This is a genomic window from Herbaspirillum huttiense (assembly GCF_004367745.1).
In the GTDB taxonomy this organism is placed as follows: domain Bacteria; phylum Pseudomonadota; class Gammaproteobacteria; order Burkholderiales; family Burkholderiaceae_D; genus Herbaspirillum; species Herbaspirillum huttiense.
Genome location: NZ_CP037993.1, coordinates 63,035 through 87,510 on the forward strand (window position 1 = coordinate 63,035; position 24,476 = coordinate 87,510).

Annotated in this window: 25 protein-coding genes; 10 read left to right on the top strand and 15 right to left on the bottom strand. The window is 63.8% G+C overall.

All coding sequences use genetic code 11. From position 1 onward, the window contains the following. Positions 1-284: 284 nt before the first annotated feature. Together E2K99_RS00275 and E2K99_RS00280 are read left to right on the top strand one after the other, a co-directional pair. Positions 285-641, top strand: a complete 357-nt coding sequence (locus E2K99_RS00275; protein ID WP_134220996.1) for a hypothetical protein — start codon at positions 285-287, stop codon at positions 639-641. A gap of 126 nt (positions 642-767) precedes the next feature. Continuing rightward, positions 768-1,340, top strand: coding sequence for a methylated-DNA--[protein]-cysteine S-methyltransferase (locus E2K99_RS00280; protein ID WP_034332298.1), 573 nt, complete (start codon positions 768-770; stop codon positions 1,338-1,340). Positions 1,341-1,394: 54 nt separating this feature from the next. On the opposite strand, the gene E2K99_RS00285 is transcribed toward E2K99_RS00280, so the two are convergent. The 3 genes from E2K99_RS00285 to E2K99_RS00295 are packed head-to-tail and all read right to left on the bottom strand — an operon-like array spanning position 1,395 to position 4,155. Continuing rightward, the gene (locus E2K99_RS00285) at positions 1,395-2,261 is read right to left on the bottom strand and encodes an ABC transporter permease (protein ID WP_134220997.1); all 867 of its coding nucleotides are present in this window, start codon (positions 2,259-2,261) and stop codon (positions 1,395-1,397) included. A 15-nt stretch (positions 2,262-2,276) separates the two neighbouring features. Beyond that, positions 2,277-3,149, bottom strand: coding sequence for an ABC transporter ATP-binding protein (locus tag E2K99_RS00290; protein ID WP_134220998.1), 873 nt, complete (start codon positions 3,147-3,149; stop codon positions 2,277-2,279). Further along, the gene (locus E2K99_RS00295) at positions 3,130-4,155 is read right to left on the bottom strand and encodes an ABC transporter substrate-binding protein (RefSeq protein WP_134220999.1); all 1,026 of its coding nucleotides are present in this window, start codon (positions 4,153-4,155) and stop codon (positions 3,130-3,132) included. Before E2K99_RS00295 ends, E2K99_RS00290 begins: the two co-directional genes overlap by 20 nt. A gap of 460 nt (positions 4,156-4,615) precedes the next feature. On the opposite strand from E2K99_RS00295, the gene E2K99_RS00300 reads away from it, so the two are divergent. After that, the gene (locus tag E2K99_RS00300) at positions 4,616-6,517 is read left to right on the top strand and encodes a potassium transporter Kup (protein WP_134221000.1); all 1,902 of its coding nucleotides are present in this window, start codon (positions 4,616-4,618) and stop codon (positions 6,515-6,517) included. A gap of 79 nt (positions 6,518-6,596) precedes the next feature. Here E2K99_RS00300 and E2K99_RS00305 read toward each other — a convergent pair whose 3' ends face one another. After that, positions 6,597-7,064 carry an Lrp/AsnC family transcriptional regulator gene (locus E2K99_RS00305; RefSeq protein ID WP_134223986.1) on the bottom strand — a complete coding sequence of 156 codons (468 nt, stop codon included), beginning with the start codon at positions 7,062-7,064 and terminating at the stop codon, positions 6,597-6,599. A 139-nt stretch (positions 7,065-7,203) separates the two neighbouring features. Between E2K99_RS00305 and E2K99_RS00310 the strand changes: the two genes are divergently transcribed. The 5 genes from E2K99_RS00310 (at position 7,204) to E2K99_RS00330 (ending at position 11,765) form a co-directional block, all read left to right on the top strand. Continuing rightward, positions 7,204-8,247, top strand: a complete 1,044-nt coding sequence (locus E2K99_RS00310) for an ornithine cyclodeaminase (RefSeq protein WP_134221001.1) — start codon at positions 7,204-7,206, stop codon at positions 8,245-8,247. Then, positions 8,244-9,152, top strand: coding sequence for an arginase (rocF, locus tag E2K99_RS00315; protein ID WP_121037269.1), 909 nt, complete (start codon positions 8,244-8,246; stop codon positions 9,150-9,152). The genes E2K99_RS00310 and rocF overlap by 4 nt, the downstream gene beginning before the upstream one ends. Before the next feature lie 212 nt (positions 9,153-9,364). Continuing rightward, on the top strand, positions 9,365-10,144 hold the full coding sequence (locus E2K99_RS00320) for a basic amino acid ABC transporter substrate-binding protein (RefSeq protein WP_134221002.1): 780 nt from the start codon (positions 9,365-9,367) through the stop codon (positions 10,142-10,144). Positions 10,145-10,284: 140 nt separating this feature from the next. After that, positions 10,285-11,037 (top strand): amino acid ABC transporter permease, encoded by a 753-nt coding sequence (locus E2K99_RS00325; protein ID WP_034332175.1) that lies wholly within the window; start codon positions 10,285-10,287, stop codon positions 11,035-11,037. A gap of 5 nt (positions 11,038-11,042) precedes the next feature. Next, positions 11,043-11,765: an amino acid ABC transporter ATP-binding protein gene (locus E2K99_RS00330; RefSeq protein WP_134223987.1), complete on the top strand. Its 723-nt coding sequence runs from the start codon at positions 11,043-11,045 to the stop codon at positions 11,763-11,765. A gap of 64 nt (positions 11,766-11,829) precedes the next feature. On the opposite strand, the gene E2K99_RS00335 is transcribed toward E2K99_RS00330, so the two are convergent. The 3 genes from E2K99_RS00335 to E2K99_RS00345 form a co-directional block, all read right to left on the bottom strand. After that, positions 11,830-12,675, bottom strand: coding sequence for a DMT family transporter (locus tag E2K99_RS00335; protein ID WP_121037263.1), 846 nt, complete (start codon positions 12,673-12,675; stop codon positions 11,830-11,832). Then, complete coding sequence (trmB, locus tag E2K99_RS00340; protein ID WP_134221003.1) at positions 12,672-13,367, bottom strand: tRNA (guanine(46)-N(7))-methyltransferase TrmB; 696 nt, start codon at positions 13,365-13,367, stop codon at positions 12,672-12,674. Before trmB ends, E2K99_RS00335 begins: the two co-directional genes overlap by 4 nt. Before the next feature lie 135 nt (positions 13,368-13,502). Beyond that, complete coding sequence (locus E2K99_RS00345; RefSeq protein ID WP_034332163.1) at positions 13,503-13,760, bottom strand: BTH_I0359 family protein; 258 nt, start codon at positions 13,758-13,760, stop codon at positions 13,503-13,505. Positions 13,761-13,849: 89 nt separating this feature from the next. Here E2K99_RS00345 and E2K99_RS25380 point away from each other — a divergent pair, with 89 nt between their 5' ends. Continuing rightward, positions 13,850-14,179 carry a hypothetical protein gene (locus E2K99_RS25380; protein ID WP_166675017.1) on the top strand — a complete coding sequence of 110 codons (330 nt, stop codon included), beginning with the start codon at positions 13,850-13,852 and terminating at the stop codon, positions 14,177-14,179. 66 nt (positions 14,180-14,245) lie between these two features. Here E2K99_RS25380 and E2K99_RS00355 read toward each other — a convergent pair whose 3' ends face one another. The 6 genes from E2K99_RS00355 to E2K99_RS00380 all read right to left on the bottom strand — a co-directional run bounded on the left by E2K99_RS00355 (position 14,246) and on the right by E2K99_RS00380 (position 20,718). After that, a complete protein-coding gene (locus E2K99_RS00355) occupies positions 14,246-14,995 on the bottom strand; it encodes a response regulator (RefSeq protein WP_134221005.1) in 750 nt (249 codons plus the stop codon). 167 nt (positions 14,996-15,162) lie between these two features. Continuing rightward, positions 15,163-17,439 carry a sensor histidine kinase gene (locus E2K99_RS00360; RefSeq protein WP_134221006.1) on the bottom strand — a complete coding sequence of 759 codons (2,277 nt, stop codon included), beginning with the start codon at positions 17,437-17,439 and terminating at the stop codon, positions 15,163-15,165. Next, positions 17,436-18,065: a DUF4390 domain-containing protein gene (locus tag E2K99_RS00365; protein ID WP_240733821.1), complete on the bottom strand. Its 630-nt coding sequence runs from the start codon at positions 18,063-18,065 to the stop codon at positions 17,436-17,438. Before E2K99_RS00365 ends, E2K99_RS00360 begins: the two co-directional genes overlap by 4 nt. Then, positions 18,062-19,381 carry a 16S rRNA (cytosine(967)-C(5))-methyltransferase RsmB gene (gene rsmB / locus E2K99_RS00370; RefSeq protein ID WP_121037248.1) on the bottom strand — a complete coding sequence of 440 codons (1,320 nt, stop codon included), beginning with the start codon at positions 19,379-19,381 and terminating at the stop codon, positions 18,062-18,064. Before rsmB ends, E2K99_RS00365 begins: the two co-directional genes overlap by 4 nt. Positions 19,382-19,673: 292 nt before the next feature. After that, positions 19,674-20,018, bottom strand: coding sequence for a DUF1840 domain-containing protein (locus tag E2K99_RS00375; protein WP_134221007.1), 345 nt, complete (start codon positions 20,016-20,018; stop codon positions 19,674-19,676). Between the two features lie 172 nt (positions 20,019-20,190). Further along, positions 20,191-20,718 (bottom strand): hypothetical protein, encoded by a 528-nt coding sequence (locus tag E2K99_RS00380; protein ID WP_134221008.1) that lies wholly within the window; start codon positions 20,716-20,718, stop codon positions 20,191-20,193. Positions 20,719-20,858: 140 nt separating this feature from the next. Here E2K99_RS00380 and E2K99_RS00385 point away from each other — a divergent pair, with 140 nt between their 5' ends. Further along, a complete protein-coding gene (locus E2K99_RS00385) occupies positions 20,859-22,865 on the top strand; it encodes an OPT family oligopeptide transporter (RefSeq protein ID WP_134221009.1) in 2,007 nt (668 codons plus the stop codon). Positions 22,866-22,895: 30 nt separating this feature from the next. On the opposite strand, the gene E2K99_RS00390 is transcribed toward E2K99_RS00385, so the two are convergent. Together E2K99_RS00390 and E2K99_RS00395 are read right to left on the bottom strand one after the other, a co-directional pair. Beyond that, positions 22,896-23,837 carry a phosphatidate cytidylyltransferase gene (locus tag E2K99_RS00390; protein ID WP_121037242.1) on the bottom strand — a complete coding sequence of 314 codons (942 nt, stop codon included), beginning with the start codon at positions 23,835-23,837 and terminating at the stop codon, positions 22,896-22,898. 16 nt (positions 23,838-23,853) lie between these two features. After that, positions 23,854-24,474, bottom strand: a complete 621-nt coding sequence (locus E2K99_RS00395) for a lysophospholipid acyltransferase family protein (RefSeq protein ID WP_134221010.1) — start codon at positions 24,472-24,474, stop codon at positions 23,854-23,856. Positions 24,475-24,476 lie beyond the last annotated feature (2 nt).

Genomic DNA, 24,476 nt, shown 5'->3' on the forward strand with positions numbered 1-24,476 from the left:
TTGTGGGCCGTTCTGCTTGCAAATTCGAAAATCCGTCGCGTAATTTTTTGCCTGGCCGATGATAACCAGTACCTGAGTAATTGCAGTCCAGGCAACACAAAATTTCTTTGCGAGTGGCCATTGAAGTCCGTCGCTGCGCCGACTAGAGTAAAGACTCGTCGCGCCGCCAGCTGCCTCCACCCGGAGAGAACAGCCAGCCCGGATGCGGCACCCGGAAGTGGCGCGCGCCCTTCCTTCTCACGCAGATCCGAACAGTCTCAGCAGTTCTCACCCAGGAGATACCCATGAGCATGGCCACCCGGCAACCGGATGTCCGATCGTCCCCGCCCCTGCCCTTCAGTCCCCTCGTTCCCCCGCGCGAACGCACGCGCCATTACCAGCGCACGGCACCGCTGCTATTGAAACTGGTCGAGCTGGATCCGCGCGAAGTCGTGGAAGGCATCATGACCCCCAACGGCTACCTGGCCGCCGAGGTCACGCCGGTGGGCCCGATGCGCGAGGCTTGCCCGCATTGCGAAGGCGTGGCGCTGCAGCTGGTGCTGCGGCATCACCATGTCAAGCGCAGCCATCTGTTTTGCCGCGTATGCACGCGGGTGTATGACGCGTTCAACGAGAGCGGACATTCGGTGTTGACGGTGTGAAGCGAAGCATCCTCACGTGCAGGGCACTGCTGAAAAGCGGTGCCCTGTTTTCATTGGGAGAATGCCTCCCCATCTCGCTGCCGAAACAGTAGAATCAGCCCCCTCAACGCAACAAAAGAGATGCCAATGGAATACGCGTACAAGCTGATGGCCTCCCCGGCCGGTTTGCTCAAGCTGGTGGCCAAGGGGGATCACCTGGCGGCCATCCTGTGGGAGGACGACGACGCCCTGCGCGTGCGCCTGGGTGAGATGGTGGAAGATGAAGACCGTCCGGTCCTGATCGAAACCGAACATCAGCTGCGCGAATATTTTGCCGGCGAACGCGAGAGCTTCGATATCCCGCTGCATTTTGAAGGCACCGAATTCCAGCGCCAGGTATGGTCGGCCCTGCTCGACATCCCTTATGGCCAGACCCGCACCTATCTCGATATCGCACGCCAGCTCGGCAACGACAAGGCGGTGCGCGCCGTGGGTGCTGCCAATGGCCGCAATCCCATTTCCATCATCGCGCCCTGCCATCGCGTCATCGGTACCGGCGGCGAACTGACCGGCTTTGCCGGCGGACTGCACGTCAAGAAACTGCTGCTGGCCATCGAGGGCATTTCCACCGAAGGCCGCGATATCGGCCAGGTCATCGACCCGCGCCGCAAGGCGCAATCGCGGCGGCGCGAGGATCCGAACCAGCTGTCGCTGCTGTAAGTCCGAAAACGCAACTAACTCCTGAGCAACAGCCAGCCTGGCCGTGCAGCGCGCTCAGCGCTGCATGCCCCACTTCTTTACGGTCACGCGTTCCAGCGTATTGAAGACCAGGTTCTCTACCAGCAGGCCAATCAGGATCACCATGGCCAGCCCGGCGAAGACCTTGTCGGTATAGAGTTCGTTGCGATTCTGGAAGATGTACCAGCCCAGTCCGCCTTTGCCGCTGGTGGCACCGAAGACCAGTTCTGCAGCAATCAGCGTGCGCCATGCGAACGCCCAGCCGATGCGCAATCCCGCCAGGATGGAGGGCAGGGCGGCCGGCACCAGTACCTGCAGCACGAAGCCCAGGCCGCGCAGGCCGTAGTTGCGGCCGGCCATGCGCAGGGTGTCCGAGACCCCCAAAAAGCCCGCATAGGTATTGACCGCCAGCGCCCACAGCACCGAATGCACCAGCACGAAGATCAGGCTGCCTTGGCCCAGGCCGAACCACAGCAGGGCGATGGGCAGCAGCGCAATGGCCGGCAGCGGATTGAACATCGAGGTGAGCGTACCCAGCAGGTCGCGCCCGAATTGCGTGGATACGGCCAGCGTGGTCAGCACGAAGGCCGCCACGATGCCCAGCAGATAAGCCTTCAGCAGCACCTGCAGCGACAGCCAGGTCTTGCCGAACAGCTCGCCCGTCTTGAGGCCCTCGATGAAGGCCTGCGCCGTCTGCAGGAAGGTCGGCAGCAGCAGGTCATTGTTCTGCCAGCGCGCGATGCCTTCCCACACCAGCGCCAGCAGCAGCAGGATGGCGCCCTTGCGCACCCAGCCCTGTTGCCAGATGCGCTGCGGCAGCGAGAACTGGCGCTGCAGCACCAGGCCGGGCAGGGGAGTCAGCGGCAGTTCGTATTCGTCGCGGATCGGGGGAGTCTGGGGCATGGCGTATTTCGGTCTTTAGTAAGAAAAACGGACATCGCTGAAATTGATGACCGGTGCCGCTGTGCTGGCCGCGCTGTTCTCGCCGCCTTCATCGAAGAGCAGGCGGTGAATGCGCTGTGCGGTCTGCTGGAAGCCCACGCCGCCGAGGCTGGACAAGTCGTATTGATGGCTGTTGATCTCGGCGCGCACGCGGCCCGGATGGGGCGAGAGCAGCAGGATGCGGTTGCCCACCACCAGTGCCTCTTCGATGGAGTGCGTCACGAACAGCAGGGTGAAGCGCACCTCATCCCACAGCGCCAGCAATTCTTCCTGCATCTTGCGGCGGGTCAGCGCATCGAGGGCGGCGAAGGGCTCATCCATCAGCAGCATCTTGGGTTGCATCGCCAGCGCGCGGGCAATCGCCACGCGTGCCTTCATGCCGCCCGAGAGCGTATGCGGATAGGCATCGGCAAAGCGCGCCAGGCCCACCTTCTCCAGGTAATGGCGGGCGCGCTCGGCGGCTTCGCGCTTGCCCAGCGTGCGCGAGGCCAGCAGCGGAAACATCACGTTCTGCAGCACCGTCTTCCACGGCGGCAACTGGTCGAATTCCTGGAACACCACGATGCGGTCCGGCCCCGGCTGATGCACCACCTGGCCATCGAGACGGATCTCGCCGCCAGCCGGTGGCAGGAAGCCCGCGACCGACTTGAGCAGGCTGGACTTGCCACAGCCCGACGGCCCCAGCAGCACGAAGCGATCCGCCGGATGCACGTCGAAACTGACTTCATGCGTGGCATGCACCACGGCCGTGGCGGTACGGTATTGCAGGCTCACGCGGTCCACCTGCAGCAGCGGCTGCAGGCTGGCTGCGGCGCTCACGCTGGCGGTTTCAGCTGCCGGGTTGTGCATACGCTTCCTCGAAGAAGTAATCCTTCCAGCTGCTGGCGCGATTCTTCAGCACGCCCAGCGCATGCAGCTGCTCGGCATAGACGAAGGTGCGCTCGGGCGAGACGGTGAAGTTGATTTCCGGGTCTTCCACGATCTTGCGCACGAACGCCGGCGAGAGCTTGGACTTCTGCACGCGGATGAAGGTATCGGCTGCCTTGGCCTTGTTGTTGCGCACGAATTCGGCCGCTTCCACCAGCGCCTTGTAGAAGGCGCGGTAAGTCTTGGGGTTCTCGTCGTGGAATTTCTGGGTCGTGTAGAGCACGTTGAAGGTCGCCGGGCCGCCCATGATGTCGTAGGAGCTGATGACCTTGTGCACGTTCTTGTTCTCCAGCGCCTGGTACTGGAAGGGCGGGCTGGAGAAGTGCGCATTGATTTCCGAGCCGCCCGCGATCAGCGCCGCCGTGGCATCCGGATGCGAGAGGCTCACGCTGATGCTGTCGAATCGCTTGAAGTCTTCCTTGCCGAACACCTTGGCAGTCTCGATCTGCAGCGTGCGCGACTGGAAGCCGACGCCTGCGGCCGGCACGGCGATGCGGTCCTTGTCGCTGAAGTCCTTGATGCTCCTGACCTTGGGATTGTTGCTCAGCAGGTAGTTGGGCATGGAGCCCAGCGAGGCGATCGCCTTGACGTTCTGGCGGCCGCGTGTGCGGTCCCACAGCACCAGGGCCGGCGGCGCACCGGCCGAGACCACGTCCAGGGCGCCGGCCAGCAGGGCTTCGTTCATGCCGGTGGCGCCCGACAGGCTGGTCCACTCGACCTTGATGTCCACACCTTCCTGCTTGCCATATTTTTCGATCAGCTTCTGGTCCTGCACCACGTCGAGGATCAGGTAGCCGATGCCGAATTGCTGGGCGATGCGGATGCTGCCTTCGGCGCGCGCCACCAGCGGCGCGCCCAGCAGCGACAGCGCCAGGGTGGTGGTAAAGAGACGCCGCAGGCGCCCTTTGGAAGAGAGTCGTGTAGTCATGGTGTCCTGTGCGGTGGAGGTCGGCCGGCTTCGGTGGAGAATCCGGCAGTGGATGTGCGGTGTCGGCTTAGAACCGTCATGGTGGTAAAACGCGGTTCTTTATTCGTTCGGAGTATATAAAGGGCAAGGGAGAAAGAAAAACTCGATTACCGCATATCGATATGCGGCCGCTGTATGGGCCGCAAAGCCTTGTCCCACGCCGGTTCCAGGCGATATGAAGGTTTTTGCGGCAGTGCAATTCCGGAACCGCGTCCGTGCGCGGCTGTCAAGTTCCGCAAGCCAGGCGAGAGGCGCGCGCGCAACGTCAGGGTGACGTCTGCGGCATTTTGAGCGCACCACGGGTAGAGTGCGCTAAAGTACGCGTCCTGCCCGGACAGTGGCCAGCCCTCCCCGCCGAGGGTGGCGTCTGCCCCCAGAACCTGTCCGCCGGCACTCTATTTGAAGAAGCAAAGGGAGCAAGATGGGTTCATCTCATACCAATTCAGGCCTTTCCCTCCGGTCGACCAAATTCCACCTGATTACCCTGGCTGCGCTGGGTGTGGTGTTCGGCGATATCGGTACCAGTCCGCTGTACGCATTGAAGGAATGTTTCAGCCCCGACCACGGCATCGCCTTTTCTCCGGGCGCGGTGCTGGGCATCATCTCGATGCTGTTCTGGTCGATCTCCATCGTGGTCACCATCAAGTACGTGATGTTCGTGCTGCGCGCCGACAACAACGGCGAAGGCGGCGTGCTCGCGCTGATGGCGCTGTCGCTGCGCTCAGCCATCTCGGGGTCGCCGCGCGCCAAGCTGCTGATGATGCTGGGCGTCTTCGGTGCCTGCATGTTCTATGGCGACGTCGTCATCACGCCGGCCATCTCCGTGCTCTCGGCGGTGGAAGGGCTGGAGATCGCTGCGCCCAGTACGGCGCATGCGGTCATTCCGCTCACGCTGGTGATCGTGGTGATCCTGTTCCTGATCCAGCGGCATGGCACCAGCGTGGTGGGCCGCTTCTTCGGGCCGGTGATGTTCCTGTGGTTCTTCTCGCTGGCCTTGCTGGGCCTCTACAACATCGTCAAGGCCCCCGAGGTGCTGGTGGCGATCAACCCGTATTACGCCGTGCACTTCATGGCCGAGCACTCGCTGCAGGCCTTCATCGTGCTGGGCTCGGTGGTGCTGGTGCTGACCGGGGCCGAGGCGCTGTATGCCGACATGGGCCACTTCGGCATCAAGCCGATCCGCTACGCGTGGCTGTTTACGGTCATGCCGTCGCTGCTGATCAATTACTTCGGCCAGGGCGCCAACCTGATCGCCAATCCGGATGCGATCAAGAATCCCTTCTACCTGATGATCCCCGATCCGCTGGTGCTGCCCATGGTGGTGCTGGCCACCTGCGCCACCGTGATTGCGTCGCAGGCGGTGATCTCGGGGGCCTTCTCGCTGACCAGCCAGGCCATCCTGCTGGGCTTCGTGCCGCGCATGCGCATCCTGCATACCTCCGAGGATGAACAGGGCCAGATCTACATTCCCCTGATCAACTGGATGCTGCTGGTGCTGGTGGTCGCTGTGGTGCTGGCCTTCAAGAAATCCGACAACCTGGCCGCCGCCTATGGTGTGGCCGTGACCACCACCATGGTGATCACTACCATGTTGCTGGGCGTGGTGATGCGCCACATCTGGAAGTGGCGCATGCCGGCCGTGGTGGTGGCCATCGGCTGCTTCATGGTGGTCGACGTGGCCTTCTTCGCGGCCAACCTGCTCAAACTTACCGAGGGTGGCTGGTTCCCGCTGGTCATCGGCGGCGCGGCCTTCTTCCTGTTGATGACCTGGTACTCGGGCCGCATGCTGCTGCGCATGCGCATCAAGGACGACGGCATTCCCATCGAGCCCTTCATCGAAGGCCTGCTGGCGCATCCGCCGCATCGCGTGGGCGGGACCGCCGTCTTCATGACCGGCAACATCGCTACCGTCCCGGTCGCGCTGCTGCACAACCTGAAGCACAACCGCATCCTGCATGAGCGCGTGTTCTTCCTGAAGATCAGCATCTGGGACGTGCCTTACGTGGCCGACAGCGAGCGCCTGACCATGAAGGACCTGGGCGGCGACGTCTACCTGCTGCGCGCCGCCTTCGGCTTCAAGGAAGCACCGGAAGTGCAGAAGGTCATGACGCTGACCGAGCAGCAGTTCGGCCATCACTTCGACCTGATGGATACCTCCTTCTTCCTGGCGCGCGACACGGTGGTGCCGAGCAAGCTGCTGGGCATGTCGCTGTGGCGCGAGCGCCTGTTCGCCTGGATGTACCAGAACGGTGCCAAGCCGTCGGACTTCTTCCACATCCCGGCCAACCGGGTGGTGGAGCTGGGCACCAAGGTGGAGATCTGAGCGGCATAGCACACGCCGCGTGATGCAGAAACAGGGCCGTCCTTTGGGGCGGCCCTGTTTTTTTGTGGAGTGCCCGGACCTATCGCGGGGGCAGGGTGATGGGCAGTGGCGAGGTCGGCTTGACCTCTTCCAAGCAGATCATGGAGCGCAGCCCGGCCACGCCGGGGACCTGCATCAGGCGGTCGGTGAGGAAGTGCGACAGGCTCTTGAGATCCTGCGAGACTACCTTGAGCAGGTAATCGAAGTCGCCCGAGATGGTGTAGCACTCGACGATTTCAGGAAAGGCCTTGATCACCTTCTCCACTGCGCGCACCTGCTTGAATTGCGCCCGGTCCAGCGACAGCGAGACGAAGGCCGAGACATTGAGCCCGACCTCGGCCGGTGCCACCAGGGCGGCATAGCGGCGGATCACGCCTTGCTCCTCCAGCGCACGCACGCGCCGCATGCACTGCGGCGGCGAGAGGTGGATGCGCTCGGCCAGGTCGACGTTGCTGATCTGGCCGTCGGCTTGCAGCAGTTCCAGGATCTTGATGTCGATCTTGTCCATGAGATTCATCGCCACGAAATAATATTTCGTCATCATGGCAAATCATGACGAAAAACGAAAGCCTGTTTCGCTTCGTTGTGGATAAGATTTCATCCATCGCCACTGCCGAGGCAGCCTTTGCACAAGAGGCTGATGCATCATGGTCAAGTACATCGGAACGTCGGACCTGCAAGCCCATCTGGCCACGCATCCCTTGCCGGAGGTGATCGGCGGCATGGTGCAATATCTGCGCGAGGACTTCCTGCGCTGGCCGCAATTCGACAAGAGCGCGCGCGTGGCCAGCCACTCGGCGCGCGGGGTGATCGAGCTGATGCCCATTTCGGATGGACGCTGGTATGCCTTCAAGTACGTCAACGGCCATCCCGCCAATACGGCGCAGGGTTTGTTGACGGTTACCGCCTTTGGCGTGCTGGCCGAGGTGGCCAGCGGCTATCCGCGCCTGCTGTCGGAACTGACGCTGACCACGGCCTTGCGCACGGCGGCGACCTCGGTACTTGCAGCACATCATCTGGCGCGCCCGGACAGCCGCAGCATGGCGCTCATCGGCAATGGTGCGCAGGCGGAGTTCCAGGCCATCGCTTTCCATACCCGGCTGGGCATCACGGAAATGCGGCTCTTCGATGTCGACCCGGCCGCCACGGACAAGCTGATGCGTAATCTGCGCGATCGGCCTGCATTGCGGCTGATCCGTGCGCGCAGCACGGCCGAGGCGGTGGCGGGGGCTGACATTGTCACGACCGTTACGGCCGACAAGCGCCGTGCAGTGATCGTGCATCCGGACATGATCGAAGCGGGCATGCACCTCAATGCCGTCGGCGGCGATTGCCCCGGCAAGACCGAACTGCATCGCGGCGTGCTGGAGAAAGCGCGCGTGGTGGTGGAATTCGCACCGCAATCGCGTATCGAAGGGGAAGTGCAGCAGATGCCGCCGGACTTTGCGGTGACCGAACTGTGGGAAGTGCTGGCCGGCAAGGCAGCAGGCCGCCGCGATGCCCATGAGGTGACGGTCTTCGATTCGGTCGGTTTCGCGCTGGAGGATTTCTCGGCGCTGCGCTACCTGGATGACCATATCGATGCGCATCACGCGCAGCAGATCGATCTGGTCCCCGTACTGGACAACCCCAAGGACTTGTATGGCCTGGCCATCCCCGTTCTTCCCTACAAGGAGCAGGCAAACGCATGAACAAGATCAGGATGATGGGCGCCCCCACCGACGTGGGCGCCAGCCGCCGTGGTGCCTCCATGGGACCGGCCGCCCTGCGCGTGGCCGAGCTGCAGCGCAGCCTGCAGCAGCATGGACTGGAAGTGATCGACGGCGGTGACCTGGGCGGTCCGGCCAATCCGCAGCAGCCACCGGTACAGGGCTTGCGCCATCTGGAACAGGTGGTGCAGTGGAACCAGGCCGTCTTCGATGCCGTATCGGGCAGCCTGGCCGAGGGTGAAGTCCCGCTGCTCATGGGCGGCGACCACGCGCTGGCGGTCGGGTCGATTGCCGCCGTGGCGCGTCACTGCCGCACCCACGGCAAGGACTTGCGCGTGCTGTGGCTGGATGCCCATGCCGATGCCAACACCAGCCAATCGACGCCAACCGGCAATATCCACGGCATGCCGGTGGCCTGTCTGCTGGGCGTGGGGCCCGAAGCGCTGGTGCGGCTGGGGGGCCAGACGCCGGCCATGCAGCCGCAGCAGATCTGCCAGATCGGCATCCGCAGCGTGGACCGTGAAGAAAAGCGCCACCTGCGCGAGCTGGGCGTGCGTGTCTTCGACATGCGCCACATCGATGAATACGGCATGCGCGCCACCATGCAGGAGGCGCTGGCGGGCATGGGCCCGGAGACCCATCTGCACGTGAGTTTCGATGTGGATTTCCTCGATGCCGCGCTGGCACCAGGTGTGGGCACGGCGGTGCTGGGCGGCCCGACCTATCGCGAAGCCCAGCTGTGCATGGAGATGATTGCCGATACCGGCCGCCTCGCTTCACTGGATGTGATGGAACTCAATCCGGCCTGCGACGTGCGCAACCAGACGGCGGAGGTGGTGGTGGACCTGGTCGAAAGTTTGTTCGGGAAATCCACACTGATTCGCTGAGTTTGGCCGACGCCTCTCATTGCATGCAATTGGAGGTTGAAGGATTGCGGGCAATGCCCGATCATTCAGGGTTTTGTAGCGTCCAGCGCGCGGAAGCAGGTTATTCACCTTGTATTCCCGCGTGCCGGGAAGCACTCGCACGCCGGGGGCGACAGCGGGGTGCGCACGCATCTTGCTCTCCCGGATTACTCCTCCGTCAGAAAGAAGTCATCATGTCCTTCAAGAAATTGTTCATCGGCGCCGCCAGCGCGCTGGCCCTGTCCTGTGCTGCCGCCAGCACCTTCGCAGCTGACCAGACCTACGTGGTCGGCGCCGGCGGTACCTACCGCCCCTTCGAATTCGAAACCCCGAAGAAGGAACTGGTCGGCTTCGACATCGACCTGATCAAGGCCATCTCGCAAGCCTCCAACTTCAAGATCCAGCTGGTGAGCACGCCCTGGGAAGGCATCTTCGCCACCCTCGGCCAAGGCGACCGCGACATCATCATCTCCGGCATCACCATCACCGACAAGCGCGCCCAGATGGTCGACTTCTCGCTGCCCTACTTCCCGGCCGAACAAGTCATCATCACCAACGCCGATGCCAAGATCGCCTCGCTGGCCGACCTGAAGAAGACGCAAGTGGCCGTGGTCAACTCCACCGCCGGTGACATCGTGGTCTCCGAAGAGCTGGGCAAGGCCAGCACCGCCATCCACCGCTTCGACAACACCGTGCTGATGCTGGAAGAACTGTATCGCGGCGGCGTTGATGCGGCCGTGGGCGATGTGGGCGTGATCAAGTTCTACATCAAGAGCCATCCCGAGAAGAAATTCAAGGTCGTCGGTGACACCAAGTTCGTGCGCCAGTACTTCGGCATCGCCGTCAAGAAGGGCAACAAGGAACTGCTGGACAAGATCAACGCCGGCCTGAAGCAGATCGTCGCCGATGGCACCTACGCCAAGATCTACAAGACCTGGTTCGACGGCGAAGTGCCGACCCTGCCGCTGAAGTAATCCTTCCGGCCCCGGCCCCTGGTGGCCGGGCGCCTGCCTGAGCGCCGCTCCGCCGGGGTGCGGGGCGCTGCCTGTCCTGCTTGTTCCGCGTTTTCCGCGTTCCCTGCTTTTCTTAACCTCTCCGTTTGAACGGATTCATCATGCATTCCTTCTTCCAATGGGAAATCATCGGCGAATACGCGCCGCTGTTCGTCGAAGGCACCTGGATGACCTTGAAGGCCGCGATCATCTGCGTGATCGCCGGCACCTGCTGGGGCCTGGTGCTGGGCGTGGGCCGCCTGGCCGAGGCACGCCATGGTTTCTGGAAATATTTCCTGTGCTACTGCGTGCAGTGGCCGATTCGCTTCTATGTCAGCTTCCTGCGCGGCACACCCTTGTTCGTGCAGATCCTGCTGATCCACTTTGCGCTCATGCCGATGCTGATCAACCCCAGCGGCGGCCTGATCCTCTCGGGTGACCTGGCGCGCGAGATCCGCTCGCACTACGGGGCCTTCGCTTCGGCGGTGCTGGCCATCACGCTCAACTCGGGTGCATATGTGTCGGAAATTTTCCGCGCCGGCATCCAGTCCATCGACCGTGGCCAGAGCGAAGCTTCGCGCTCGCTGGGCATGAGCTACCTGGGCACGCTGCGCCGCGTGGTGCTGCCGCAGGCCTTCCGCCGCATGCTGCCGCCGCTGGGCAACAATGCGATTGCCATCGTCAAGGATTCCTCGCTGGCTTCGGCCATCGGCCTGGCTGAACTGGCCTATGCGGCGCGTACCGTCTCCGGTGCCTATGCGCGCTATTGGGAGCCGTACCTGACCATCTCGGTGATTTACTGGGTCATCACGCTGGCGCTGGCGGCGCTGGTACGCCATCTGGAAGCACGTTACGGCAAGGGAGATGCACGATGAGCACGATGATCAAGGTCAATCAACTGCAGAAGCGATTCGGCCAGGCGCACATCCTGCGCGGCATCGATTGCGAGATCCACGCGCGTGAAGTGGTGTGCGTGATCGGGCCCTCGGGCTCGGGCAAGAGCACCTTCCTGCGCTGCCTCAACGGGCTGGAAGAAGTCAGCGATGGCGACATCTTCATCGAAGGCGTCAAGCTCAATGACCCCAAGGTCAACCTCAATGCCTTGCGCGCGGAGTTGGGCATGGTATTCCAGCGCTTCAACCTGTTCCCGCACATGACGGTGCTGGAAAACCTGATCATGGCGCCCATGCAGGTCCGGAAGCTGTCACGCCGCGACGCGGTCCTGGTGGCCGAGAAGCTGCTGCAGAAGGTCGGTCTGCTGGACAAGATCGATGCCTTCCCCAACCAGCTTTCCGGCGGCCAGCAGCAGCGCGTGGCGATTGCCCGTGCACTGGCCATGGAACCGAAGGTGATGCTGTTCGATGAACCCACTTCCGCGCTGGATCCGGAACTGGTGGGCGAAGTGCTGACCGTCATGAAGCAGCTGGCCGAAGAAGGCATGACCATGGTGGTGGTCACGCACGAGATGGGTTTTGCGCGTGAAGTGGCGGACCGGGTCTTCTTCATCGACCAGGGCGTCATCATGGAAGAAGGGCCGCCGCAGCAGGTGCTGGGTGAACCGGTCCATGAGCGCACGCGCGATTTCCTGCGCAAGGTGCTGTAAGCCATCACGCAGTACGCCGCAAACGAGAACGCCGGGAGCAATCCCGGCGTTTTTCGTTGCAGGCTCAGTGATGCGCCCCAAGCACGATGGCTCCTGCCGCAATGACCGCACAGGACAGCACCCGCCGCAGCGTCAGCTTCTCGCCCAGGAACAGCGTGCCGATCAGGAGCGCAAACAGCACGGAGGTCTCACGCAGCGCCGAGACCATGCCCATGGGGGCGAGCGTCACGGCCCAGATCACGATGCCATAGGCCAGCAGCGACATCACGCCGCCCGCCAATCCGATCCAGGTGTCCTTGTGCGAGAGCACCACCGGCGAGCGTCCATGCTTGTACTGGTAGAGCAGGGCCAGCGGGATGCTGTCGGCGACGAACAGCCAGCCCGCATAGGCGATGGCGTCGCCCGCCAGCCGCGCGCCGATGCCGTCGGTGATGGTATAGGCCGCGATGAAGGCTCCGGTCGCCAGGGCTGCCAACGGGCCGGACAGGTGCTCGCGCCGGCGCATGGCGCGCAGGTTGGCCAGGCTGACGATGCCCAGCGAGACCAGGGCGATGCCGATCACCGTATAGATGCCCAACTGCTCGCCTGCAAAGACCGCCGCCCCCAGCGCCACCAGCAAGGGTGAGGAGCCGCGCGCAATCGGATAGGACTGGCCGAAGTCGCCAATGCGGTAGGCGCGGATCAGGAACAGGTTGTAGCCGGTGTGCAGCAGGCCCGAGAGCAGGATGTAGAACCAGCTCTCCGCTTGCGGCCACGGTCGCCACAGCACCAGCGGGATCGCGCCCAGCCCCGCGCCCAGGGTCATGAGCGAGAGTGACGCCAGGCGGTCGTGGCTGCTCTTGAGCAGGGCGTTCCAGGAAGCGTGCAGCAGCGCAGCGGCCAGGACCAGGGCGATGACGGAGAGCGTCATGCGCGGCGGCCAATCAGTGCCTGCGCATCCAGATCGGCCAGGACGCGCCACAGCGTGTGGCCTGAGGCGAGATATTTGCGCTCGAAGGGCGTGATGGGCTGATCGGATTGCCAGGCTTCGGTACGGAAAGTGCCGCCAGATAGCTGGTTCAGGGCCGAAGTGAATTCTTCGACATAAATCTGCCAATTGCTGCGGCATTCCAGCTGCCCACCCAGCGCCACGATGAAGGGAAACACCGGATGGCCCTGCCAGCGCCGGGCCAGGTGGCCGATCTTGGGCCAGGGATTGGGGTAGAGCAGGTAGTGTCGCGCCGGACGCAGCCGAGCCTCATGCGCCAGCCGCCAGTAATCGACAAGGTCGGCGCGCACGAAGCAGAGATTCGCCGGTTCCGGACCATCCCAATGCGTGTTGCGAGCCAGGCGGTCGGCTGACTGGTCAATGCCGATGACGAAATGATCCGGGTATTTCGCCGCCAGGTGCAGCGTCGACAAGCCCACGCCACAGCCGGTGTCGAGGATCAGCGGCGGCTCGCCCGCGGCGCGCCAGGCCGCCATGCTGGCATCGAAGGCGCGCTGGTTGTAATCGGTGACGGGTTTGCGGAACGGATGGGCGGGATCGGCGTGGCGCGCCACCAGGGTGGCCAGTTGCTCATGCACGCCGGTCTGGGCGCTGCTGATGGGGGATGAATTCACGACAAGGTGGTCAAGGCGGCAAAACGCCATTTTAATGGACACCGCGTGCGCGCCGCTGATGGCAAGCTGACCAAAAGAAAACGCCGCGCGGGGGGCGCGGCGTCATTGCCTGTAAAGCGGGAGTGCTTGACCCGATCAGTGCAAGGTCATGGGATGACGCATCATCACGTCGTAACGGCTCAGGAAGTTGTCGATATCGTCCATGGTGGGTTCGGACGCGATCAGTTCCTGGACATCCTTGCGGAACAGTTCGGCCGCCGGGCCATCGATGTAGATTTCACGCTGGCCGGACTTGTCCATGATCTCGTAGCCGCCGAAGCGCAAGGCTTCGTGGTCGGAATCGGCACCGAATTCGACGACGCTGTACTGCTCACTGTTGTAGATCAGGTTCATAGTGACTCCTTATGCTGGAATACTGCTTCGAAAAGGAAGTGGCGCCTTCACCGTAAATTTCAAGACCCTTCACCTGGGCCGCGCCTCGTGTGCATTTCTGCTACTTCGATACAGCTCCCTCGCGGAACGCCGCGTCGCTTGCGCTCCTGAGTCTGTTGACGGCAGTTTGTCCGAAAAACTTTGATGCCTGCCGTGTTGCCTTTCCGCATGCACGAAATCTTGCATGTTTCTTCATGATGCACCGTCACCTGCTGAAGATAGATGACAAGCTCGCCTGGAAGTTCATCGCGCTGCAGCAGGCCGGGTTGCGGCCTGGCAAGCCTCATCACGCCTTCAGCATGCCGCTGTCGGACGTAAAAGAACATCAGGAAATTTCTGACGCCGCCACACCCCTGTGGCGGACTGCCCCCAAAACGTGATCAGACTACCAAAAGAAACGGGACCGCGCTGCGATCCCGTTGTCTTGTTGTTCATGCCGTGGCTGCTCAGTGATTCTTGCGCGCCAGTTTGCCCGGTTCTACCCCGAGCTGCTTGAGCTTGCGGTAGAGGTGGGTACGTTCCAGGCCGGTACGTTCGGCCACGCGCGTCATGCTGCCGTTTTCGCGCACCAGATGGTATTCGAAATAGGCGCGCTCGAAGGCATCGCGGGCTTCGCGCAGCGGCAGGTCGAAGGAGATGTTGGCGGCATTGTCGGCCACCTGTCCGAAGGGTGTGGCGGCTGGCGTGCCGTGATGCAGCGGTTCGCTGCCCATGGCCGGGGCGTAGGCGGCCACCGGGGCGACGTGTTCGGGGGGGTGCAGGCCGTCGGCTGCACCATTGGCCACGGCGGCCACCGGGGCCGGGCGATAGCTGGCCGGACGCACCGCTTCGCGGCTGTGTGACAGCCCTTGCTGCACGGCCTTGAGCAGCTTTTGCAGTGCGATCGGCTTTTCCAGGAAGTTCAGTGCGCCGATGCGAGTGGCCTCGACGGCAGTGTCGATGGTGGCGTGGCCGGACATCATGATGACCGGCATGGTCAACAGGCCATCGCGTTGCCATTCCTTCAGGAGCGTGACGCCGTCGGTGTCGGGCATCCAGATATCGAGCAGCACGAGGTCGGGGACTCCGGCCTGGCGAAGCTCGCGTGCCTGCTGCGCGTTTTCCGCAGTGGTCACGACATGCCCCTCATCGCCCAGAATTTCTGAGAGCAATTCGCGGATACCCATTTCGTCATCGACGACCAGGATGTTAGCCATGTGCTGCTTTCCTCGCTGCTAGTTCATTGTCCAAGTTTTCGATCTTGTTCCGGGCCGGCGCGCTCGACGCGGCGTTAGCGAGCGTGCCTTGATGAACTGCCGGGTCCCTCCCGGCGACTTGCTGTCGAATCTTGACCCTGGGGACGGTTTCCTGAGAAAACTGTCTCTTAATCAATAGGTGCTAACTTTACCAGCAAAATTACAATTTTTGCGCCTCGGCCATCGGTCCGATTCTGGATATCGATGCGACCGCCATGTTCCTCGACGATTTTCTTGACCATCGCCAGTCCCAGGCCGGTCCCTCTGGCCTTGGAAGTGACGTAGGGTTCGAAGGCACGCGCCAGGATGGTCGGCGAGAAACCGGGACCGTTATCCATGATCGACAAACGCACGGCCGGCCGGCGCTGGCCGTCGGTGCCGGCGATGTCGATCTGTTCGGTCAGCACGTCGATGCGCGGCGCGCTTTGGCCGTCATCGGTCACGGCATCTTGGGCATTCTGCAGCAGGTTGTGGATGACCTGGCGCATCTGGGTGGCGTCGCCCATGACCTTGCTCATTTCCGGGGCCAGGCGCGCGTGGATCACGTCGCGGCCATCGCCGGCCAGGTAGAGGTTGAGGATTTCCTCGATCAGGGCATTCAGATCGAGCGCCACCGGCTTGGCCGGCGGGGTCTTGGCGTAGTCGCGGAAGTCGTCGACCATGCGCTTCATGGCCGTGACCTGGTTGACGATGGTGGTGGTGCCCTTGTCCAGGATGGCGGCATCGGCCGGCATGAGCTTGTCGGCCAGGCGATGCTGCAGGCGTTCGGCGGAGAGCTGGATGGGTGTCAGCGGATTCTTGATCTCGTGCGCCAGGCGGCGCGCCACCTCACCCCACGCAATCGAGCGCTGGGCCGAGATGACGTTGCTGATGTCATCGAACACCACCACGTAGCCGACGCCGTTTTCCACCGGCAGGTGCGAGCCACGCGCCAGCAAGGTCAGCTTGTCATGGTCGGGCTTGCCGCCTTGCTCGTCACCGGCATCCAGCACCGCGCCAGGCTGGCGCGACAGTTCGAACTGCCGCTGCCAGTGCAGGCCGTCGGCCCCTTCGCTGCTGTGCTGGGCCAGCTGTTCGGAGAAGGCGCGGATGACGGCTTGGGCAAACGGTGCCTGGCTGTCGATGGTTTGCAGCGGCGTGCCGATGTTGGCCGAGAAGTCGTAGCCCAGGATGCGGCGCACCGAATCGTTGGCGCTGACGATGTTGAATTGCCCGTCCAGCACCATCACCCCGGCCGACATGTTGGCCAGCACCGATTCCAGATAGGCCTTGGCGTTTTCCAGTTCGGCCCGGTTCTTTTCGACCGAGGTGCGCGCTTCCAGCAGCTGGCGCGTCATGGTGTTGAAGGATTGGGTCAGCGTGCCCAGCTCATCCGAGGTACTGACGATGGGGCGCGGCGAGAGGTTGCCTTCGGCCACCGCCTTGGTACCTTCGGCCAGCAGCAGCAGTGGCTTGGCGAGGTCGCTGGCGATCAGGAAAGCGCTGGCGATGGCGGCGAAAATGGCCAGCAGCAGGGTCAGGGTCAGCGTCACCAGATAGATCTTGCGCAGCCCCGAGCGCGACACGGAACGTTGCTGGTACTCGTTGTAGGCCAGGCGCAGCGTCTCGGCATTGGTGGCCAGGTAATCCGGGACCGGCTGCAGGATCTGCAGGTAGCGCGTTTCATTCTGCAGCGACAATCCGCGGCTGGGAGCCGGGACCAGCACCACCACGTGCAGCCGCAGGTTGCCGTCGGTATCGGAGCCGCTGGGGGGGCGGGTGTCATCGCTTTCCACCGCCGAGAAGGCACGCGAGACCCGCGCCTGGCGCATCGCCTGGCTGCTGGGCAGGATGGGCGTGAGCGAGCCGATGGAGCCGCCGACCGTACTCATCACCTGGCCATTGGCGTTGACGATGGTAATCTCCATGTTCTGGTCGCGCTGGCGCGAAAGGTAGGTCACCTGTTCGGAGTCGCTCATGTCGGAGAGCTCCTGAGCCATGCCGCGCGCGCGCGAGACCAGGTCCGACAGCGAGGAGTCCAGCGCATTGCGGCCCAGGTTCAGGCCCGATTCCAGCGCCGCTTCCATGCGCACGTCGAACCAGGATTCGATGGAGCGCGACACGAACTGCACCGACATCAGATAGATCACCGCCCCCGGCACGATGCCCACCAGGGCAAACATCAGCACCAGCCGCGCCAGCAGCTTGGAACCGAACTTGCCGCGCCGGTAGCGTTTGTAGAGCCGGCCCAGCAGCAGCAGCACCAGGCCCAGCAGCGAAATGGCCGCCAGGCCGTTGAGGAACAGCAGCCACGGATAGTGCTGCTCGAAGAGGGCGGAATTCTCGGAGGCCGACGCCAGCAGGAACAGCAGGACACTGATGACGCCCCCGCCGACCACCAGCAGATAGCGTAAGGTGCGGCTCATTCGGGTTTGTAATTGAATTCGATCCAGTCGGAGGACAGCCGCCAGTCATTGTTGTTGAGCGCGTTGACCTGGAAGGGCTTGGGCAGCTGCGCCACGTCCAGCCGCATGCGCAGGCCGACATGATAGGTCTCGCCGGCCTTGAGCGTATTGTTGTCGGCGATGATCCAGCGCGGCGGACGGCGGATCAGGGTCAGTGCGTCATCCAGGTTGGTGAAGCTCTGCTGCAGCTGGCCGCTGATGGCGGTGTGATATTGCCGCGTCAGCACGTTGTAGGACAGGCGCAGGGTGCGTGACGCCGAGACGCTGGTCTCGTCGAACCAGTACCAGCGCCGCCGGGTCAGCTGTACCTCGGTGGTGAAGTACAGGGGCACGCCGCGCGAGAGCGCATCTTCCAGGCCGCGATTCAATTCGAAGTCATAGGACACCGAAAGCCGGTAGCCTTCGTCGCTGGCTTCGATGGCGGCCTGGTTGACGGTGATTTCAGCAGCCTGGACGGCCAGAGCGGAACAGGCCAGCAGCAGCGCCAGCAGCCATTGCAGCACCGCGCGCAGCAGCCGCGGGAAGCCGGCATCGCGCGGGCGTGCGGACGTGGGAGTGGGGAAGGGGGCCGATTGCGTCAAATTCATGCACCAGGTTTTTGGAACAGCGCATAGAACAGGCCATCGTGATCGGCATCGGCACCGGCGGTCGGCAGCAGTTGACCTGGAGCGGGCAGCCGGATGGCATGGTTTTTCTGCGCGAAGGCGATCGCTTGCTGCTCCGATTCCTGGGGCCACAGCGAGCAGGTTACGAGCAGCAATTTACCATCCGGTCGCAGCATCTGCCAAAGCTTGTCCAAAATTTGCGCGGAAAGTGTTGCAAGCTGCGCGGTGTCGGTCTTGCGGCGCAGCCAGCGGATATCCGGGTGGCGGCGCACGATGCCGGAGGCGGTACAGGGCACGTCAGCCAGGATGCGGTCGAAGCCCTGGCCATCCCACCAGCCGTCTTCGCGGGCGTCGCCGGTGATCAGTTGCGCCTTGAGCTGCAGACGGTCCAGGTTTTCGGCGATGCGCTGCAGGCGGCGCGGATCGTGGTCCAGCGCCTGCAGTTCGATGTCGGCCAGTTCCAGCAGGTGGCCGGTCTTGCCGCCCGGCGCGGCGCAGGCATCGAGCACGCGCATGCCATCAGCCACCTCCAGCAGCGGCGCGGCCAGCTGGGCCGCCGCATCCTGCACCGAGACCACGCCCTCGGCAAAGCCGGGGATCTGTTGCACCGGCACCGGCTTGTCTAGCCGCACGGCATAGGGGCCGACGGCGCGTGCGCCGATGCCGGCCTGCTGCAGGGTGGACAGGTATTGTTCCACGCTGGCGCGGCGGCGGTTCACGCGCAGGGTCAGCGGCGGTGGCTGGTTGCCGGCGTGCAGGATGGCTTGCCACTGCTCGGGATAGGCGCCCTTGAGGCGGTCGATCCACCAGGTCGGATAATTCCAGGTGCCAGGCGGGGTCTTGGTGGCCTGCGGCATGAGCGTCGCGCGTTCGCGCAGGAAGCGGCGCAGGATGGCATTGACCACGCCCTTGGCGAAACTCATCTCCTGGCTGATGGCGGCGGCCTCGACGGCCTGGTCCACCACGGTGAAGCTGTCGTAGCCCGCGTCTTCTTCATTGACCAGCAGTGCCAGGGCCGTCACCAGCAGGCCGTGCAGGACCTCCGGTTGCGGCGGCTTGTTGGCCAGCAGGCCCAGCAGGCTGTCGCTCAGCCCCAGGCTGCGCATGGCGCGATAGCTCAGGTCCTGGATGGCACCGCGTGCCGGCGGCGGGGCGTCGCTGCGGGAGAAGATCTGCGCCAGTGCCTGCGGCAAGGCGTGGCCGGCGCGCACGGCGGCCACTGCCTGGGCGGCATAGGCCAGCTGATAGGCCAGGGAATCGGCCTTGGCACCGGGAGGGAGGAGAGAAATCTGGATCACGTCTTTGCTGGCTCGGAAGATAAGGCGGCACCCCGTATTGCAACCCGGCAATGGTCGGAGCAAGGGGCGCGGGCCGCCAGTGTACCAGCGGCCAATGGTGCTCACACCTGCGCGATGCATTTTGGGTGGTGCAAGTGTCGGTCCGGCACGGCAGAATGCCGCCCGACAAGGACAAACGGCCGCCGCGGTGGATGTTCGCGGCAGCCGTTCGGCGCGGGTATGTCAGGGTGATTCAGGCAATCAAGCGTCAGGAAGTGTCAGGAGCGCAACGCGCCCGGGCTTCCTGCAGGCATCAGACGCCCCACAGGATGTCGTAATTGCCCTTCTTGGCTTCGCGCAGCATGTCCAGCAGCGGATAGGCGCGTGCCGAGAAGCTGACCGGCTCGATCTTTTCGTGGTTGTGGTCGTCGACGTCGGCGTTGTGGTGGGCGTTGACGTCACGCGCCAGCGCTTCGGCGGCTTCATGCGACTTGCTGGCGTTGATCTGCTGTTCCAGCAGGGCGATGGCGTCACCGGCCTCGGCCGCGGTGATCACGCCACGGGCAGGATCCTTGTGCAACAGGTCCAGAATGGGTTTGGCGTGCGACTCATACATCACCACATCGGCAGCCGCTTTTGATTTGAAGGTAATCAGCATATTTCCTCAGGGTCTTTGATTGATAACGTTTTTTGGGCAGGCCCGCCAAGGCGGGCGCGCTGGAAATGCGCTGCAGACTGCATCCGCATTTCTGCGGGAATGCCTGTTTGGAGAGTCAGGCAGGACAAGAATACCCCGGTAGCCGGAATATTGTCATCCGGCTCGGCCCCGCTCAGGTTGGTTTGAAAGAGCTGAAAAAGGTTTCAATATTTTCCTCGGTGAAGGCCTTTTGCTCCCCCACGATGAGAATCTGGTACACCCGCCGCTCACGCACCGCCAGCCGGGCGACCAGCCGCAGAGGGCGGCCGCGGGACACGCCCCGCGCGTCCAGGTCCAGCGTGCGCGCCAGGCCCGTGGTCTTGCCCGGCCACACCGGCGTGCCCTGCGGCTGGCCGCCGATGTTGTTGAGGAGGGCGGTGCGCATTGCTTCCAGCGCCCGGTTGGCCGCGGCCGCATCGGGCAGTTCGGCCGTTCCCACGGCGAAGGTGAGGCCGTCGACTTCGGCGGCGGTCATGCTCATGTCGACCTTGGGACCGTCCAGGTCGACCGGGCGCGTCACGCTGGCCGGCTTGGCGGGCAGGAGCACCACGAAATGCGCGCCGTTGTCGCTGGCTTCACGCCAGTTGTAGCGCGGAGAGCAGGCCGCCAGGCACAGGCAGGCCAAGGACAGCAACAGCAGGGCAGGACGGAGGCAGCGCATGGGAAGGGTCCGGAACGGGGAGAGGGGCATCATATCAAAGCCGGTTTGAGACACATATGAAGCAAATAGCGCAATTGTCCGATGGCCGTACGGCAATTCTTGCGGTATAAGAACGCATCGAAACGGAACCCTTTCCCGATATGAAACAAGATAACCAAACCGGCCTGCCGGAACTGACCCTGCGCGGGATGCTGCTGGGCGCGCTCATCACGGTGGTCTTCACCGCTTCCAACGTGTATCTCGGGCTGAAGGTCGGCCTGACCTTCTCCTCGGCGATCCCCGCTGCGGTGATCTCGATGGCGGTCTTGCGCCTGTTTTCCAATGCCAACATCCTGGAAAACAACATGGTGCAGACCCAGGCCTCGGCGGCCGGCACGCTCTCCTCCATCATCTTCATCCTGCCCGGCCTGGTGATGATGGGCCACTGGCAGGGCTTCCCCTTCCTGCAGACGCTGGGCATCTGCGCCGCCGGCGGCATGCTGGGGGTGATGTTCTCCATCCCGCTGCGCCGGGTGATGGTGGTGCAGAGCGCGCTGCCGTATCCGGAAGGCGTGGCGGCCGCGGAGATCCTGCGCGTGGGCAGCGCCGACGCCGAGGGCGGCGAGGAAACCCGGCGCGGCCTGCGTGACATCCTCTTCGGCGGCACAATTGCAGCAGCCTTCAGCGTGATCGCCAGCGGACTGAAGCTGTTTGCCGAAAGCATCAGCCTCTGGTTCACCGCCGGTGCTTCGGTGGTCCGCCTGACCATGGGCTTCTCGCTGGCGCTGGTGGGCGCGGGCTACATGATCGGCATTGTCTCCGGCATCGCCATCCTGATCGGCCTGGTGATCGCCTGGGGTGTGGCCGTGCCTTATCTCACCGCCGTCACCCCCCATGCGGCCGATGTCGCCCTGTCGGACTTTGCCAACGGATTGTGGAAGAGCCAGGTGCGCTTCATCGGTGCCGGCATGATCGGCGTGGCCGCAGTGTGGACACTGGCTACCCTTTTCAAGCCCATGCTGGAAGGCGTGAAGGCCTCGCTGTCGACGCTCTCGCGCCGTCAGCAGGGCAGCACCGAGCGCACCGACCAGGATATGTCGCCGCGCTGGATCATCGTCATCAGCCTGGCCATGATTGCGCTGCTGGCGGTGGTGTTCGCGTCCTTCCTGTCCGAAGCACCGGTGTCGCCGGCGCTGTTCATCGGGCTGATCGTCTATGCGGTGGTGTTTGCCTTCATCTTCGGCTTCCTGGTGGCGGCAGCCTGCGGCTACATGGCCGGGCTGATCGGTTCCTCCTCCAGTCCGATCTCGGGTATCGGCATCGTGGCCGTGATCCTGGTGTCGGTCCTGCTGCTGGTCTCGGGCGCGGTCGATCCGCTGCTGGCGACGCCCGAAGGCAGCAAGCTGGCCATCGCGGTGGCGCTGTTCGTCACCGCAGCCATCATTGCGGTGGCGGCCATCGCCAATGACAACCTGCAAGACCTGAAGACCGGCCAACTGGTCGGCGCCACCCCTTGGCGCCAGCAGGTGGCGCTGCTGGTCGGTTGCGTGGTGGGTGCGCTCATCATCCCGCCGGTTCTGAATCTGCTCTACAACGCCTATGGCTTCACCGGTGCCCTGCCGCGCGCGGGCATGGATGCAGCCCAGGCCCTGGCGGCTCCGCAGGCGACCCTGATGACGGCCATTGCCACCGGCATCTTCACCCGCGAGCTGAACTGGACCATGCTGGGCGTCGGGGTGGCACTGGGCATCGTGCTCATCGTGATCGACTGGCTGCTGGCCCGCCGTGGCGGCGTGGCGCGCTTGCCGGTCCTGGCGGTGGGCATTGGCATCTACCTGCCGCCGATGGTCAGCAGCGCCCTGTTCCTGGGCGCGCTGCTGGGCTGGCTGATCGAACGCGCCCTGCGCCGCCGGGCGCTGGCTGCCGGTGCGGACCCGGAAGCCTATGCCGACAAGCCGCGCCAGCGCGGCATCCTGGTGGCCTCAGGCCTGATCGTGGGGGAAAGCCTGGTGGGTGTGCTGCTGGCCGCCATCATCGGCTTTACCGGCAAGGATGCGCCGCTGGCCGTGGTGTCGGGGGCGTTTGAATCGACCGGGCAGTGGCTGGGCCTGGTTGCGCTGGTGCTGGTGCTGATCGCGTTTGCGCGCCGCATCCTGCCGTCACGTTGACGTTAGCGAGAATGCGCTGCTGGTGGTGCTTCAGTGCACCCACCAGTAGCGCAGGATATGAAAGAAAATCGGTGCCGAGAAACTGATCGAATCGACCCGGTCCAGCATGCCGCCATGGCCTTCGATCATGGCACCCCAGTCCTTGAGTCCGCGGTCACGCTTGATCGCCGACAGCACGAATCCCCCGAAGAAGCCCAGAATGTTGATGGTCAGCGCCACCAGCGCCGCCTGCCACACATTGAAAGGCGTGATCCAGTACAGCGCTGCCCCGACGGCGGTGGACGTCAGCACGCCCCCGACCAGGCCCTCCAGCGTCTTGGAAGGTGAAATCTGCGGGGCCAGCTTGCGCTTGCCGAACAGCTTGCCCCACACGTACTGGAACACATCGCTGGACTGCACCGTCAGCACCAGGAACACGATGAGCTGCAGGTTGCGGCCTTCGAAGCCCTCGATGGGCAGCGTCAGCAGGGCCGGCACGTGCGAGATGCAGTAGACGCAGATCATCAGCCCCCACTGCACCTTGGCCGCACGTTCCAGGAAGTGCTTGGTATCGGTGGAGAGCGAGGCCGAGATTGGCAGCAGCAGGAAGGCGTAGACCGGGATCAGGATGGAGAACAGGCCATACCAGTCCATCCCGATGAGCACGTACTGCAGCGGCAGGAACACGAAGAAGCACCACAGCAGCGCCCGATGGTCGCCCACGCGAGTGTAGGTGACGGAAATGAATTCACGCAGCGCCTGCAGCGAGATGAAGGCAAACAGCACGACCACGCCGGTCTTGCCGATCCAGAACGCGATGGCCAGCGCGCCGATCATCCACCACCAGGCCTTGATGCGGGCATTGAGATTGTCGATGACGCTGCTGCTGCGTCCGGCCAGCCGCCAGCGCAGCAGGCCACCGACCGAGCTGGCCAGGGCGAGGACGGCGAACACGCCGCCAAACAGGGCGATGAGGGTATCTTGAGGAGTCATGGTCGTTCGTCGCGGATCATTCGGCCACGGGGGCCAGGGCGAGCAGGGCCTGGCGGGTGCGGGCCAGGAACTGTTCCTTGCTTTCGTCGGGGCGCAGCATCAAGGGCTCGCCGAAGCTGAGGGTGCAGAGCAGCGGCAGCGGCACCAGATGGCCTTTGGGCATGGCCCGGCCGAGGTTTTCGATCCATACCGGCACCAGTTCCACTTCGGGATGCGCGCAGGCCAGGTGATACAGCCCGCTCTTGAAGGGCAGCAGGCCCTCGTCCAGGTTGCGTGTGCCTTCCGGGAACAGGATCAGCGATTCGCCCCCCGCCAGCACCTGGCCCATCACGCCGATGGGATCGGCGCTGCGGCCGACCTGGCGGTCCACCAGCACGCCCCGGAACACCCGATTGATCACATAGCGCCGCACGGCACTGCTGAGCCAGTAGTCCGAGCCGGCCACCGGCCGGGTGCGCTTGCGCATGGCGCGCGGCAGCATGCTCCAGACCAGCACGAAATCACCGTGGCTGCGGTGGTTGGGATAGTAGACACGCAGCTTGCCGGGATCGGGCGCGGCAAACCAGCGGGCACGCACGCCCGTGAGGACGCGGGCGAAGGTGCAGATGGCGGAGGCGAAGAGGCGGTCGATCAGCATAC